This is a genomic window from Roseovarius tolerans (assembly GCF_028885395.1).
Lineage (GTDB): Bacteria > Pseudomonadota > Alphaproteobacteria > Rhodobacterales > Rhodobacteraceae > Roseovarius > Roseovarius tolerans.
This window is the reverse complement of record NZ_CP118494.1, coordinates 2,802,910-2,817,418: the sequence shown is the minus strand read 5'-3', so window position 1 is coordinate 2,817,418 and position 14,509 is coordinate 2,802,910. Positions and strand designations below refer to the sequence as shown.

At 65.0% G+C, this 14,509-nt stretch carries 16 protein-coding genes; 10 read left to right on the top strand and 6 right to left on the bottom strand.

All coding sequences use genetic code 11. The features are described from left to right. The first annotated feature begins 166 nt into the window (after positions 1–166). Together PVU19_RS13885 and PVU19_RS13880 are read left to right on the top strand one after the other, a co-directional pair. Positions 167–709, top strand: coding sequence for a sigma-70 family RNA polymerase sigma factor (locus tag PVU19_RS13885; RefSeq protein ID WP_050662878.1), 543 nt, complete (start codon positions 167–169; stop codon positions 707–709). After that, the gene (locus PVU19_RS13880; RefSeq protein ID WP_050662879.1) at positions 706–1,401 is read left to right on the top strand and encodes an anti-sigma factor; all 696 of its coding nucleotides are present in this window, start codon (positions 706–708) and stop codon (positions 1,399–1,401) included. Before PVU19_RS13885 ends, PVU19_RS13880 begins: the two co-directional genes overlap by 4 nt. 103 nt (positions 1,402–1,504) lie before the next feature. Here the strand turns inward: PVU19_RS13880 and PVU19_RS13875 are convergent, their stop codons facing one another. Continuing rightward, positions 1,505–2,722, bottom strand: coding sequence for a cytochrome b/b6 domain-containing protein (locus PVU19_RS13875; protein ID WP_050662880.1), 1,218 nt, complete (start codon positions 2,720–2,722; stop codon positions 1,505–1,507). 168 nt (positions 2,723–2,890) lie between these two features. Here PVU19_RS13875 and fabD point away from each other — a divergent pair, with 168 nt between their 5' ends. Then, positions 2,891–3,826, top strand: coding sequence for an ACP S-malonyltransferase (fabD, locus tag PVU19_RS13870; RefSeq protein ID WP_050662881.1), 936 nt, complete (start codon positions 2,891–2,893; stop codon positions 3,824–3,826). 27 nt (positions 3,827–3,853) lie between these two features. Here the strand turns inward: fabD and PVU19_RS13865 are convergent. Both PVU19_RS13865 and PVU19_RS13860 read right to left on the bottom strand, forming a co-directional pair. Beyond that, a protein-coding gene (locus PVU19_RS13865; RefSeq protein WP_274789773.1) for an IS630 family transposase occupies positions 3,854–5,004 on the bottom strand; the annotation gives its coding sequence in 2 pieces (ribosomal slippage) (positions 3,854–4,554 and positions 4,554–5,004; 1,152 coding nt in all). Between the two features lie 74 nt (positions 5,005–5,078). Then, positions 5,079–5,771: a DUF2726 domain-containing protein gene (locus PVU19_RS13860; RefSeq protein ID WP_050663735.1), complete on the bottom strand. Its 693-nt coding sequence runs from the start codon at positions 5,769–5,771 to the stop codon at positions 5,079–5,081. 127 nt (positions 5,772–5,898) lie between these two features. Between PVU19_RS13860 and fabG the strand changes: the two genes are divergently transcribed. Next, positions 5,899–6,636, top strand: a complete 738-nt coding sequence (gene fabG / locus PVU19_RS13855) for a 3-oxoacyl-[acyl-carrier-protein] reductase (RefSeq protein WP_050663736.1) — start codon at positions 5,899–5,901, stop codon at positions 6,634–6,636. Between the two features lie 228 nt (positions 6,637–6,864). Further along, positions 6,865–7,098 (top strand): acyl carrier protein, encoded by a 234-nt coding sequence (locus tag PVU19_RS13850; RefSeq protein WP_050663737.1) that lies wholly within the window; start codon positions 6,865–6,867, stop codon positions 7,096–7,098. Positions 7,099–7,174: 76 nt separating this feature from the next. On the opposite strand, the gene PVU19_RS13845 is transcribed toward PVU19_RS13850, so the two are convergent. After that, a complete protein-coding gene (locus PVU19_RS13845; RefSeq protein WP_050663738.1) occupies positions 7,175–8,134 on the bottom strand; it encodes an alpha/beta fold hydrolase in 960 nt (319 codons plus the stop codon). Then, positions 8,134–8,424 (bottom strand): SCP2 sterol-binding domain-containing protein, encoded by a 291-nt coding sequence (locus PVU19_RS13840; protein WP_050663739.1) that lies wholly within the window; start codon positions 8,422–8,424, stop codon positions 8,134–8,136. Before PVU19_RS13840 ends, PVU19_RS13845 begins: the two co-directional genes overlap by 1 nt. A gap of 71 nt (positions 8,425–8,495) precedes the next feature. Between PVU19_RS13840 and PVU19_RS13835 the strand changes: the two genes are divergently transcribed. The 5 genes from PVU19_RS13835 (at position 8,496) to PVU19_RS13815 (ending at position 13,505) form a co-directional block, all read left to right on the top strand. Further along, complete coding sequence (locus PVU19_RS13835) at positions 8,496–9,056, top strand: tetratricopeptide repeat protein (protein ID WP_050663740.1); 561 nt, start codon at positions 8,496–8,498, stop codon at positions 9,054–9,056. Between the two features lie 20 nt (positions 9,057–9,076). Then, entirely contained in the window at positions 9,077–11,923 is a 2,847-nt protein-coding gene (locus tag PVU19_RS13830; protein ID WP_050663741.1) for a helicase-related protein, read from the top strand. Positions 11,924–11,926: 3 nt separating this feature from the next. Beyond that, the gene (locus PVU19_RS13825; protein ID WP_050663742.1) at positions 11,927–12,307 is read left to right on the top strand and encodes an RNA-binding S4 domain-containing protein; all 381 of its coding nucleotides are present in this window, start codon (positions 11,927–11,929) and stop codon (positions 12,305–12,307) included. A 52-nt stretch (positions 12,308–12,359) separates the two neighbouring features. Beyond that, positions 12,360–12,698 carry a ferredoxin FdxA gene (gene fdxA, locus PVU19_RS13820; RefSeq protein WP_050663743.1) on the top strand — a complete coding sequence of 113 codons (339 nt, stop codon included), beginning with the start codon at positions 12,360–12,362 and terminating at the stop codon, positions 12,696–12,698. Between the two features lie 297 nt (positions 12,699–12,995). Continuing rightward, positions 12,996–13,505, top strand: coding sequence for a CarD family transcriptional regulator (locus PVU19_RS13815; RefSeq protein WP_050663744.1), 510 nt, complete (start codon positions 12,996–12,998; stop codon positions 13,503–13,505). A 189-nt stretch (positions 13,506–13,694) separates the two neighbouring features. Here the strand turns inward: PVU19_RS13815 and PVU19_RS13810 are convergent, their stop codons facing one another. After that, the gene (locus tag PVU19_RS13810) at positions 13,695–14,453 is read right to left on the bottom strand and encodes an adenosylcobinamide-GDP ribazoletransferase (RefSeq protein ID WP_050663745.1); all 759 of its coding nucleotides are present in this window, start codon (positions 14,451–14,453) and stop codon (positions 13,695–13,697) included. Positions 14,454–14,509 lie beyond the last annotated feature (56 nt).

Below are 14,509 nucleotides of genomic sequence, written 5' to 3'. Positions count from 1 at the left end.
GTCGCCGGTCCTTCAATCGGGTCGTTATTTGCGTCTCGTGGTGCAACATATCGCAGGTGAGGGCAAGGGGAAGGGGCAAGATTGGATTGGCCTCAAGGGCATGCAGGACTGGTCATATGGCGCAGGCGTGTTAGGTTTGTGCTGCGAACAGGATATCGGCGGTTGAATGACGACACGCGCGGACATTGAAAATCTGATAGCGCGCGTGGCTCAGGGGGACCGGGCCGCGTTCAAGGCGCTTTATGGTGCCACCTCGGCGAAACTCTTTGGCGTGACGCTGCGTGTCTTGAACGATCGCGCGGAGGCGGAAGAGGTGTTGCAAGAGATCTATGTCAAAGTCTGGCACAATGCGGACAGGTATACTGTCAACGGGCTGAGCCCGATGACATGGCTGATCACCATTGCTCGCAACAGCGCCGTGGACCGCTTGCGCAAGCTGCGCCGGGCCGAGACACCGGCGGAACTGGAAGAGCGGATCGCCGATGACGCGGCAGGGCCCGAGGCCCTCGCCGTCGCGGCGTCCGAGCGGGGCCGCCTTGTGGCCTGTTTCGAGGAACTGGCCACCAAACATGCCGAGGCGGTGCGCCGCGCCTATCTCGAGGGTGAGACCTATGCCGATCTGGCGGCGCGTTTCGACGTGCCGCTGAACACGATGCGAACCTGGCTGCGCCGCAGCCTGCTGAGCTTGAGGGAGTGTCTGACGCGATGAGCGATCAGGACCAGCCAGACCGGGACGATCGGGTCCTTGCGGGGGAATACACCCTCGGGCTGCTCTCGGCAGAGGATGCGGCCGCGTTCGAGGCGCGCATGGTGCGCGAGCCTGAACTGCGGGCGCTCTATGCGCAATGGGCCGAGGATTTCGCGGGGCTGACCGATGATATAACGCCGCAAGCGCCGCCCGCGAGGGTCTGGCAGCAGATCGAAGCGGGGCTGTTTGGCACCCGCGAGCGGGGGTCGTGGCTGCGGCGCTTGACGCTCTGGGGTGGCGGGATCGCGGCGGCGGCGGTGCTCGTGCTGGCCGTGTTCCTGCCCGATCTGGTGGAGCGCGGGCCGGTGCCGCCGGTCGATCCGCCCTATGTGGCGCAGATCGCGGCAGAGGATGGCAGTCTTGTGGTGCAGGCGGTCTATGATGATGAGACCGGCACGCTCTTTGTCGATCGCGAGGCCGGAGGTGCCGCCCCGGGGCGGGCGCTGGAACTGTGGCTGATCGCCGGCGAGGATGCGCCGGTGTCGCTTGGCGTGATGCCGCAGGATGCACAGGCGGTCCTGCGGGTTGCGGATGATCTGCGCGGGCGCGTCGCCGGGGCCGTGCTGGCCATTTCCGACGAGCCCGAGGGTGGCTCGCCCACGCGCGCGCCAACCGGCGACGTGCTGGCCGTGGGCCCGGTGCAGGAGAGCTAGGGCAAGGGCCTGTCGGGCGGTGCCGGGTTTGGGTTGCGGCAGCGACAGCGCCAAGACAACCGCGTCGCGCGATGCCATCAGATCGCGCGTGAGACAGGGCGTTTCACGCCCCACTCTCTCGCGTGGCGGTCAGGTCGAAGCGGATCTCGACCGAATAGCCCAGTGATCCCTCGTCGCTGACCCCCTGACCGATCTTGAAATCGCGCCGATCCACGGTGAGGCCGCCCGAGGCGGTGGCGGTGTCATCTTCGATGGTCAGATCGAAGGGCATCTCGATCGGCACGGATTGGTCGCGAATGGTGAGCGTGCCGCGCGCGACGTGGCCGTCGCCCTCTGCCGACAGGTCGGCGGCGAATGTGGCGGTTGGGTATTCGTTCACGTTGAAGAAATCCGCGCCCATCGCCTGCTGCGTGACCGACCCGAGGGTGAGCGACGGGATGCTGACCGTCACCTCGACCGTGCCATGCTGGCCGCTTTCGTCGGGGGTTTCGGCATAGGTGATGTCGGCGGTCCAGTCGGCGAAACTACCAGTCACCTCGGATCCCATCTGGCGGATGGCGATCTGCAACTGGCCGCTCTCGACCTGCCAGTCGCTTTCGACCTGCGCGAGGGCCGGGCCGCCGGATTGTTCGGTGGCGAACCAGCCGAGGGCCGTGGCACCGCCCATCGCCGCGCCCCAGACCGCGAGGGCGGTGACGAAGGGCAGCACATGACCGGGTTGGCGCGCCGTGGGCGGGGCCGAGACCTGCCCCGGCAGCATCCGCCGCAGGGTGGCGTCGCGGTCGATCAGGTGATGCTTGAGCGCGCCGGCCACATGTGCGGCGATCGCCCCGATGAGCACCCATTGCAGGATGAAATGCGCCGTCCCGGCGGCCTGTGACAGCGGTTCGGATTTGGGAACGAAGGGCAGGGTCTGCCCGAACGGCCACCAGATCGGGGCAAAGCCCGAGGTGGCGGCGTGATGCACCCAGCCCGACAGCGGCACCAGCACGAGCGAGCCGTAGAGCAGCCAGTGCACGGTTTCCGCAAGCCACGCCTCGGCGGGTTTGTCACCGTTGAGCAGGCCCGGCTTGGTCTGGCCCAGTGCCCATAGAATGCGGGCCAGCGCCACGAAAAAGATCGTCACGCCAAGCGTCTTGTGGATCGAGAAGAGCAGGGTGGCGCGAGCGATCACCGTCTCGTCTGCGCCGCCCTCGACCGCGTGGGCGACATCGGAGGCGATCCAGCCAAGCGCGATATTGGACAGGATAAGAAGCGCGGTGAGCCAGTGAAATGTCTTGGTCACGCGGCCATAGGTATCGGCGGAATTGGTCAGGGGCATCGCACTCGTCCTATTGCGGGTTTCGCGTCAAACTAGACGATGCGACGCCAGAGACAATCGCCGCGCGCGCACATGGCTCGTGCATTACTGCGGGAACGGGCTTTGACGTTGCCTTGCGCGGCATGGCGATGTATCGGGGGGCACTTTTTCAAAGGGAGGCAGGGGCAGATGAGCCGAGCATTCGTATTCCCCGGACAGGGCGCGCAGGTGATAGGCATGGGGGCCGATCTGGCGAGGGCCTATCCGGCCGCGCGGGCGGTTTTCGACGAGGTGGACGCGGCCTTGGGTGAAAAGCTCTCGGCGCTGATCTGGGAGGGGGAGCAGGACCAGCTGACCCTGACCGCCAATGCGCAGCCTGCCTTGATGGCCACGTCCCTGGCGGCGCTGCGTGCGCTGGAGGCCGAGGGGGTCGAGATCGGGCAGGCGGCGTTCGTGGCGGGGCACTCTTTGGGCGAATATTCCGCATTGGCGGCGGCGGGCAGCCTGAGCGTTGCCGATACCGCGCGGCTGCTGCGCATCCGGGGCCGTGCCATGCAGGAGGCCGTGCCGGTCGGCGTGGGCGCGATGGCCGCCCTTCTGGGCCTCGATTTCGAGGCGGCGCGCGCCGTGGCCCAAGAGGCCGCACAGGGCGAGGTCTGTCAGGCCGCGAATGACAATGATCCCGGTCAGGTCGTGGTCTCGGGGCACAAGGCGGCGGTGGAGCGCGCGGTCGAACTGGCCAAGGAAAAGGGCGCCAAGCGTGCCGTCCTGCTGCCGGTGAGCGCACCGTTTCACTGCGCGCTGATGCAGCCCGCTGCCGAGGCGATGACGGCGGCGCTGTCGGAGGTGGAGGTCAAGGCCCCCGCCGTGCCGCTGGTGGCGAATGTCCGCGCAAGCGCGGTTTCGGACCCTGCGGAGATCCGGCAATTGCTGATAGAGCAGGTCACCGGGTCGGTGCGCTGGCGCGAGTCGGTGCAATATATGAGCGGTGCGGGCGTGACCGAGATATGGGAGATCGGCGCGGGCAAGGCGCTGTCGGGGATGATCCGCAGGATCGACCGCGAGATCGCCTGCCGGGCGGTCGGCACGGCCGAGGATGCGGCGGCGGCAGCGGCGTCGCTCTGAACTGCAGATATGCCCTAGTCCTGCGATTCAGCTTATCTGCGGATAGAGGTGGGCGAGTTTCATGCGCGCGTCCTCGGTTGAGAAGCGCCATTTGACGGCTGTGCCGCCCTGGTTGCGGGGTATTTCCCATGCCCTGGTCTGCTCTTCGAGTTTCCCGCGATCGGGGATGCGGCGGTCGAGGCACTGGCGTGCGAGGGTGCTCAGTTCGCATTCAGCGATGTTGAGCCAGGAGCCGTGTTTCGGTGTGTAGTGCCATTCGAACCGTTCTGCGATCCGGCGGGCTTCGGCCGGGTCGAACGCCTCGTAGAGCGAGGCTGGCCGGTGGGTGTTGAGATTGTCCTGCACCAGAACGATCCTTTCAGCCTCTTGGAAATGGGTATCGGCCAGGTCCCGCAGAATATGGGCATAATCGACGGCCGTGCGCCGCTCGCGAACGGCGACATGACGCCATCCTTCCAGAGGCGCAAACAGCATGAACAGGCTGGCCACGCCGGCGCGCTCGTATTCATAGTCGAAGCGCGCGTCGCGGCCGGGCCCCATCGGGATTGGCGTGCGCGTCTCATTGGTCAGTTGCTTGCTCGTCTCGTCCAGACAGACCAGCGGGCGCGCCGGATCATGCGGGCGCGTGTAGACCTCCAGCACATCTTCCATCGCCGCGACAAAGGCAGCGTTGGCCTTGGGCGGGATCACCCAGTAGCGGCTTCGATGCGGTTTGAGCGCGTTTTTTTGAGCACGCGCTGGATCGTGCTGTCGCTGGCTGCCTCCACGATGCCCAGTTCCACCACCCGTTTTTCCAACAACCGCAAGGACCAGCGCGCATGGCCTTCGGGTGGTTCCGAACAGGCCAGTTGCAGCAAGCGCGCCTCCGCTTCCCCGTCAAAGATCCGGGGCGTTGGCGCCGTCTCGCGCTTTTTGCGCGCCAGGGCCGCTTCCAGACCCTCCTCCACGAACTGGCGGCGCGTGCGAAGCACCGTCGACGCGCTGGTGTCCAATGCCGTAGCAATCCGCGCATTATCCCAGCCGCCATTTTCCACAGATGCGTCCGCCTTGAGCAAGATCCGTGCTTTCAGCAGCCGGTAAGCAGCATCCCGACCGGTCCGGATCATCCCCTCAAGGAACGACCGCTCATCAGCACTCAACCGAACCACATATTTCACCAACGGCCCTGTTTTCGTCATCTCAATCACCTCTCGACCATTTTCGACAGTGATTCAGAGAAATGTCCTCGTGTCAAATAACCTGAAGCTGAGGACTAGGGCGCGGACCCGACGGCGGATTTAAAGCCAATGAGCTTCACGAGTTGCTCCTTGAGTTCGTGCGGTAGGGTGTCGGTGTGCACCTCGATGAACGCCACACCCGCTTTGCGACAGGCCTCGCGTTTTACGGCATCGCGCATGAACGCAGTCTTGCGGTAATGGCCGCCTCCTTGGTATTCGATTGCGACCACGAGGCGGCCAAAGCAATCAATCACCGAGAAATCGAACCGCTTCGAGTTGATCGCGGCATGGGCGGCATCGCGCGTGGCTGCATCCTGATCATTGCATGGACGAAGAACCTCTCCGACGCTTGTCTGCGCCATCACCCGATGACCGCGTCCGATTTCTGCCAGAGTGGCTTCGATAACAGGCAGCAGGCGGGCTTCGGATTTGTTGAGAAGCGGCTGTGTTTCAAAGGTTGCCGCCGCGACCGCGATCATCTGTTGCTCTGGAAGATGCATGTTTCGGGTATTGGTCGTCGATGTGTTTTGGCGCGCTTTCTGGAAAGGCAGGATCACGGCACCCGCGGCATGCCTGCGACGTCCGTGGCCCCGACGCCCGGACCTGCGCCAATGTTTTGTCAGCACGCCAAGAACCAGGATCGCGACAAGCATGGCCATCACGATATGCGGCACCGATCCCAGATCGCCACCGGCAATCGGGCCGAAGAATGGGTTTTGTTCGATCATCGTAACAGTCCGAATGCAAGATCATATCGGATATGCGCGGATTTCGGCGATGTTGCGGCTGCAGGCTGGCAAAAAGCGGACAATGTGTTAATCACCCGCGAAGTATGTAGAAAGAAGGCTCGGAAACATGTTCGATCTGACGGGAAAAAGCGCGCTGGTCACTGGTGCGTCGGGCGGCATCGGGGCGGCGATTGCGCGCGCGCTGCATGGCGCGGGGGCGAGTGTGGGCCTGTCGGGCACCCGGGTGGAGCCGCTGGAGGCACTGGCCGGTGACCTCGGCGAGCGCGCGCATGTGCTGCCCTGCAATCTGGGCGACAAGGATGCGGTCGAGGCGCTGCCCAAGCAGGCGATTGCCGCCATGGGCAGTCTCGATATCCTTGTGAACAATGCGGGCATCACCCGCGACCAGTTGTTCATGCGGATGTCGGATGACGACTGGCTGGATGTTCTCAACGTCAACCTGACCTCGGCGATGCGGCTCTGCCGTGCCTCGGTGCGTCCGATGATGAAGGCCCGCTGGGGCCGGATCGTCAATGTGGGCTCGGTCGTGGGCAGCACCGGCAACCCCGGTCAGGTGAACTATGCCGCCGCCAAGGCCGGGTTGATGGGGATGACCAAATCCATCGCCCACGAGGTCGCGACGCGCGGGATCACCGCGAATGTCGTGGCCCCCGGGTTCATCGCCACGCCGATGACCGCAAAGCTGACCGACGAGCAGAAAGCGGCGATCAACGGGCAGATACCGACAGGTCGCATGGGTACGCCCGAGGAGATCGCGGCGGCGGTGCTGTATCTGGCCAGCCCCGAGGCGGGTTACGTCACCGGGGTCACGCTGCACGTCAATGGCGGGATGGCGATGATCTGAGCCAAGCGTCGCAAATCGTGAGCGACGGGGCGAGTGAAAGCATTTGCCATCGGCGGCGCATATGCTATAGGCCACGCAGATTTGCCGGAGGGATATGCGGTTTCTCCCGGTGGCCTGTGCTTTCAGGCAGTCGAGAGCCGCCCGCAGGGGCACAATCAAAGCCGCTTCCCGCGCCGGGCGGGGGCAGAGAACGGGCAAGCCGCCCAAGACAATATGAGGAAGTAAGACATGAGCGATATCGCAGACCGCGTGAAAAAGATCGTTGTGGAACACCTGGGCGTGGAAGAGGACAAGGTCGTGGACAAGGCCTCGTTCATCGACGATCTGGGCGCAGACAGCCTTGACACGGTCGAGCTGGTCATGGCCTTCGAAGAGGAATTCGGTATCGAGATTCCGGATGACGCCGCCGACACCATCCAGACCGTGGGCGATGCGGTGAAGTTCATTTCCGAAGCTTCCTGAGATTAACCCGTCTCATCGAAAAGGCCCTGCCGGTTGGCGGGGCCTTTTTCGTTGCAGCGGGGTTTGGGATGGGCTGTCAGGACACCGCCACGGCGTCGGACTGGCCGGTGCTGCTGTAGAAGTCGCAGAGCAGGCCGAAGAGGCGGGCCTGCGTCGCCTCGGTATCCATCAGCGTCTCGTGGCGACCGCCGGGCACGAGTTCGAGCCGTCCGCCCGGCCAGCGTTTCATGCGATCATGCACGCGCGGCACGTCGACGATATCCTCGTCGCTGCCCAGAATGGTCAGGCAGGGCAGGTCGGGCGAGGGGCGGCGCGCGAGATCACGGGTCTCGCGCAGCGCCTCGTGCAGCCAGTGCAGGCTGGGGCCGCCCAGGCCAAGCGCGGGATGGGCCCGCAACTGCCGCCCCATATAGGCCCACATGTCCTGATCATTGGTGAGCTTGTTGGTCTCGAACGGTTCGCTCAGCACGTAATGTTCGGCGGCGGTGCCGGGGGCGTAGCGATGGCTCATTCCGACCTGACGGCTGCCCCATGACAGCGACCACGCCACCGGGCGCAGCGCGTCGGCCATCCTGATCCCCCACATCGGACCCGAAAAGGCGACGCTGGCGACATCGAGCCCCTGCATCACCGCGCGCAGCCCGATGCAGCCGCCCATCGAATGCGCCAGAAGATGCCACGGGCGCGGCAGGTCGAGCCGCTCGGCGGCCTGCATCATCGCGGCGACATCGTGCTGGTAGTCGATGAAGTGATGCACATGGCCCGACATCGAATCGTCAAGCAGGCGGCTGGCCAATCCCTGGCCGCGCCAGTCGATGGCGAAGGTGGCATATCCCCCTGCGGCGAACCGTGTCGCGGCGCGGCCGTATTTCTCGATATACTCGGTGCGTCCGGGCCAGAGCAGGACCGTGCCCCGGGGGGCCTCGCGGTTCCAGAGGCCGACGCGCAGGCGCACGTTATCGCGCGCCGTGATCCACCAAGCGGCACCGCCCTCGGGCCCTTCGGCCACATCTGCGAAGAACGGTGCCGTGTCCATCAAGCGAGAACGCTGCCCAGCTTCATCGCAAGCCCCATGTCGCCGTCGACGCTGAGACGGCCTGACATGAAGGCCGCCGTCGGGTCGAGATCGCCCTGCAGGATCGATTCGAACGTGTCGGCATCGGCGGTGAGTGTCACGTCGGCGTCATCGTCGGAGGCGCGCGCGCCATCCGAATCTATGACGATGCTGCCTTCGCCCTCGATCACGAATTTCGCGGTGCCGTCAAAACCGTCGTCGCCCATCTTGTCGTTGAGGGCCTTCACGGCCGCGTTGATCACGTCGCTCATCTGCGCTTCCTTTCACAATTGCGATGTCGGGGGTTTGAATCCCGGCATTCTGCGCTAAACTCACCACCGTTATGGGCGCAGCAATCACCAATCTCAACCGTATCGTCACGGCATGTCTGGCGGTAGTCACGTTTTCCTTACCCGCCATGGCGGAGGACACGCGGCTTGATGCGCTGCTGTCGGACCTGTCCACGGCTGAACCGGCAGAGGCACGCAAGATCGCCGCCGAGGTCGAGCTGGAATGGTCGAAATCGGGCTCGCCCGCGATGGACCTTCTGTTGCGCCGTGGCGAAGATGCGATCGAGGCCGGTGATCTCGATGCTGCGGTCGAGCATCTGAGCGCGCTGATCGACCATGCGCCGCACTTCGCGCAGGGCTGGCACTTGCGCTCGGTCGCGTTTTTCAAGCAGGACCGTTACGGGCTGGCGCTGGCCGATATCGAGCGGGCGCTGGCGCTGGAGCCGCGACAGTTCAACGTGATCTACGGGCTGGGCGTGCTGCTCGATGAGACCGGGCATCCCGATCTGGCCTATGACGCCTTTTCACGTGCGTTGGCTATACATCCCCACCATGAGGACGTAACCAAGGCCAAAGAGCGTGTGGCCCGCGACCTGGGCGGCGCGGAACTCTGACGGCATAAGGAACGCGGCGGATGTCCGAGCAGTCGAGAACCCTTGCGGTTCTGGGCCCCACCAATACCGGCAAGACGCATTTCGCCATCGAGCGGATGCTGGGATATCGTACGGGGGTGATCGGCCTGCCGCTGCGCCTGTTGGCGCGCGAGGTCTATGACCGGATCGTGGCGGTGCGCGGCCCGTCGGTGGTGGCGCTGGTGACGGGCGAAGAGCGCATCGTGCCCGAGCGCGCGCAATACTGGGTCTGCACGGTCGAGGCGATGCCCGACGGGATGGGCACCGATTTCGTTGCCGTGGACGAGATCCAGCTTTGTGCCGACCCTGAGCGGGGCCATGTCTTTACCGACCGGCTGTTGCGCATGCGGGGCCTGCGCGAAACGCAGTTTCTGGGCAGTCACACGATGCGCAGCGTGATTGCCAACCTCGTGCCTGGGGTCGAATTCCTGAGCCGCGAGCGGATGTCGCAGCTGAGTTATTCGGGGCCGAAGAAGATCTCGAAGATGCCCGCCCGCAGCGCGATTGTCGGGTTTTCGGTGGAAAACGTCTATGCGATGGCCGAATTGCTGCGCCGTCAAAAGGGCGGGGCGGCGGTGGTGATGGGCGCGCTTTCCCCGCGCACGCGCAATGCGCAGGTGGCGCTCTATCAGAATGGCGATGTCGATTATCTGGTGGCGACCGATGCGATCGGCATGGGGCTCAACCTCGATATCAACCACGTTGCGTTCTCGTCGCTGACCAAGTTCGACGGGCGGCGGATGCGGCATCTGCAACCCAATGAGCTGGGGCAGATCGCGGGGCGCGCGGGGCGGGGGATGAGCCATGGCACATTCGGTGTGACCGGCGAGGCGCCCGATCTCGACCCCGATCTGGCGCAGGCGATCATGGAGCATCGCTTTGCCCCCATTCGCAAGCTGGAATGGCGCAACGCGCGGCTGGCTTTTGGCAGCACGCAGTCGCTGATCGCCGCGTTGGAGGCCAAGCCCGAACACGAGTTGCTGGCCCGCGCCCGCGAGGCCGACGATCTGGGCGCGCTCAAGACGCTGGTGGCAGAGCCCGATGTCGCGGGGCGCGCCACCGATGCGCCCTCGGTCCGGCTGTTGTGGGATGTCTGCCGAATTCCCGATTTTCGCGGCATCAGCCATGCCGAACATGCGGGCCTGTTGGAACGAATTTACGGCGATCTGGTTGAGTATGGGCGTGTGCCTGACGATTGGCTGGCGCGGCAGGTCAAGCGGATCGACCGCACCGATGGGGATATCGACACATTGTCGAAACGGCTGGCGTATATCCGCACATGGACCTATGTCGCACAGCGCAAGGGTTGGGTGGATGACGAAAATCATTGGCGCGGCGCGACTCGCGCGGTAGAAGACCGCCTGTCGGACGCGCTGCACGAGCGTCTGACGCAAAGATTTGTGGACCGGCGCACATCCGTGCTCTTGCGCCGGCTCAAGCAGAAGGAGGCCATGGTGGCCGAGGTAAACGATCAAGGTGATGTGAGCGTCGAAGGCGAATTCGTCGGACGGCTCGAAGGGTTCCGCTTCATGCAGGACAAGGCGGCAGCGGGCAAGGAGGCGCGCACGTTGCAACAGGCGAGCCTGCAGGCGCTGGCTCCGCATTTCCATCTCAAGGCGGACCGGTTTTACAACGCGCCCGATACCGAGATCGATTTCACCGAACAGGGCGGGCTGCTCTGGGGCAAGGAAGCGGTTGGCAAGCTGATGCCCGGTGCCGACCCGCTCAAGCCGCAGGTCGCGGCCTTTGTCGATGACGAGGCAGGCGCGGATGTGGCGCAGAAGGTGCAGCGCCGCCTGCAGCATTTCATCGACCGCAAGATCGCCACGCTGTTCGAGCCGATGATGAACCTGCAACGCGACGAGACGTTGAGCGGTCTGGCACGCGGCTTTGGCTTTCGCATGGTCGAGGCGCTTGGCATCATTCCGCGCGGCGAGGTGGCTGCCGAGGTCAAGGCGCTCGATCAGGAGGCGCGCAGCGTGCTGCGCAAGCATGGCATCCGGTTCGGTCAGTTCACGGTGTTCATGCCCGCGCTGCTGAAACCTGCGCCGACACGGCTGCGGCTGGTGCTGTGGTCGCTGAGCAACGGGCTGCAGGATTTCCCCGAGGCACCGCCGCCGGGTCTGGTGACGGTGCCCGCGCGGGACGACGCGCCCAAGGGCTATCACAGCATGGCAGGCTACCGCGCGGCGGGTGAGCGGGCGATTCGCATCGACATGCTGGAACGGCTGGCCGACATGCTGCGCAGTGAGGACACGCGCGGCGGCTTTGAGGCCAAGGCGGACATGCTGTCGATCACCGGCATGACGCTGGAGCAGTTCGCGGCGCTGATGCAGGGGCTGGGCTACAAGGCCGAGCGCGGTGAGCGCGAGAAGGTCAAGCCGGTGGATCAGGTCGTGGCGGAAGCGCCCGCCGATGCCGCGCTAGCCGCCGAGGAAACCCCGGTCGAGACTGCCGAGGAGGCCGTCGAGGCGATCGCGGATCAGGGCGAGGCCCCGATTGTCGCCGAGCCGCCGGAGGCCGAGGTCGAGGTGGTGCCCGAGATTTCGGAGACCCCGGACGAGGAAGTGACACCAGGCGAGACGCCGGAGATGGCGGAGCCGGAGATCGAGGTTTATTACACCTTCACCTGGGCCCCGCGCGCGCCGCGTGGCAACCGCCCCGCACAGGGCGGGCGTGGCAAGGCGCAAGGCAAGGCGCAGGGCAAGCCCAAGGGCAAGGGCGGCCCCAGGGGCAAGCCGCGCGAGGACAACCCGCGGAATTTCTCGGCCAAGCCCGAGAAGAAGGACAAGATCGACCCCGACAATCCCTTTGCGGCGGCCCTGATGGGGCTCAAGACCAAGGGCTGATCCTTGGTCGGGGGCGCGTCACGCATCCGTCTCGACAAGTGGCTGTGGCATGCGCGGTTCTTCAAGACGCGCTCGCTGGCGTCCAAGCAAGTGTCGGGCGGGCATGTGCGGGTCAACGGCAACCGGGTATCGAAACCGGCGCAGGCGGTGGGGCCCGAGGATGTGCTGACCTTCGTGCAGGGCGACGCGGTGCGGGTGGTGCGCATTCTGGCCCCCGGCACGCGGCGCGGCCCCGCCTCCGAGGCGCAAACCCTCTATGATGATCTGACCGAGCCCAAGCCACAGGACAGCGTTCCGCCCGCGCCGAAATACGAGGGAAAAGGACGCCCCACCAAGCGCGACCGCCGCAAACTCGATCTCAATGGGCCGGGGACGCTTGATTGATCCGGTTCACTGGATTAGGTGAAGCGCAATCCGGGAAACATGAGAGACGACCATGACCTACATCGTCAACGACAGCTGCATCGCCTGCAAATACACCGACTGCGTCGAGGTCTGCCCGGTGGATTGCTTTTACGAAGGCGAGAACATGCTGGTCATCCACCCCGATGAGTGCATCGACTGCGGTGTCTGCGAGCCGGAATGCCCCGCCGACGCGATCCGCCCGGACACCGAGCCGGAGATGGAGAAATGGGTGAAGTTCAACCGCAAGTATTCGGAGATGTGGCCGGTCATCATCACCAAGAAAGACCCGCTGCCAGAGGCCGAGGAACGCGATGGTGAGACCGGCAAGCTGGAGAAGTACTTTTCCGAGGCCCCCGGCGAGGGCGGCTGAGACCGATTCGCGCAGCTTGGGCGTGCATGGCGCGCCAGGCGGCCCGAGAAAACCGCAGAATCCGTTGTTTTCACGATGGATTTACCGCTCCTGTGAAGCATGGCCTTTCACAGGGTCCGTTTTTGTGATACATTTCCTTCTCAAACAATGAGAGATGCCTGACGTAAATTCACCCACCGTGCTGCCTGGGGGTGAATTTCCTTGTGACAGTGACACATATCCCCGGTCTGCAACTGGTCCGAGGCGTTTGTTCGTCTGCGTCACCAAGGCAGGCCCCCATGCTAGGAAATGAACCGAATGTCGAAATCCAAGAAATCCGAATTTCGCCCTGATGATTATGTCGTGTACCCCGCCCATGGCGTGGGTCAGATCGTGTCCATCGAAGAGCAGGAAATCGCCGGGATCACCCTGGAGCTTTTCGTGATCTCCTTCGAGAAGGACAAGATGACCCTGCGGGTGCCGACAAACAAGGCGACGGAAATCGGAATGCGCAGCCTGTCCAGCCCCGACGTGATCTCGAAGGCGATGACCACGCTCAAGGGCAAGGCCAAGGTCAAGCGCGCGATGTGGTCGCGCCGCGCCCAGGAATACGAGCAAAAGATCAACTCGGGCGATCTGATCGCCATCGCCGAGGTCGTGCGCGACCTGCATCGCAGCGACGATCAGCGTGAGCAGAGCTATTCCGAGCGCCAGCTCTACGAGGCGGCGCTCGAGCGTCTGACCCGTGAGGTCGCGGCTGTTTCCGGTGGCGATGAGGTTCTGGCCGCCAAGCAGGTGGACGAGGTTCTGGTCTCGCGCGCGGCGTAAGCCGGGTTGCGGATTGGTATTGGGCCGCGCCTTCGGGGCGCGGCCTTTTTCGTGGGGGATCGGGAGGTTGAGAGAGGGGCTGTGGGTGGTCTGTCGTCGCGCGGCGGCACGTTCCGCGCCTTGATTCCGCGCATTGGTGCTGAATGGCAACGGCAGCAACAGGCCAAATCCACCCAGGCACAACACATATTACGCCAGCAGGCTGACCAGCACCGCGATCTCAACCATCTGTTGCGTCGCGCCCAGAATATCTCCGGTCTGCCCGCCGATCCTGGCCCGGGCGAGGGCCGCCACCGCGACCGTGACGAGCCCGGCCCAGAGCAGCGCCCAGAGCCCGGCCCCGCCTGCGAGGATCAGCGCGCCCCCGATTGACAGGCCCAGACCAAGCAGGACCGCTGCCATCGGGGCCCGGCCCTGACTGTGTGACAGCCCGTCGGCGCGGGCATGGGGCAGGGCGGCCATCACTCCGGCCATCGCCGCGCGTGACAGGGTGGCGGCGGCCAGAACGCCCGCAACGCCTGCCGCCGGGGACTGTGCGAAAAGCAGCCAGAGGGCGATCCCCCGTGCGGCCAGTGACAGGCAGAGCGCGATCACCCCGTAGCTGCCGATATGGCTGTCGCGCATGATCTCCAGCCGCCTCTGCTGCGTCCAGCCGCCCCAGAGCCCGTCGGCGCTGTCGGCGAGCCCGTCTTCGTGCATCGCGCCGGTGCTGACGATCCCGAGGGTCAGGACCACAAGCGCCACCAGAGGCGCAGGCAGACCGCACCACAGTGCGACCAGTCCGCCCAATGCCGCCAGCCCACCCATGACCAGCCCGGCCAGCGGATAGGCCCAGGCCGCGCGTGCCCCGCGCGCGAAGCAGGTGCAGCGCACCGGCAGGCGGCTGAGCAGCGAGAGCGCGAGGGCGATATCGCCCGCGCGGATCAGGGCGGTGTCGTTTTCTGCCATGCGGGGGCCTTTTGGGGCTGTGGTCAAGGACCCTGTCGCGATACATCAAGGGCAGG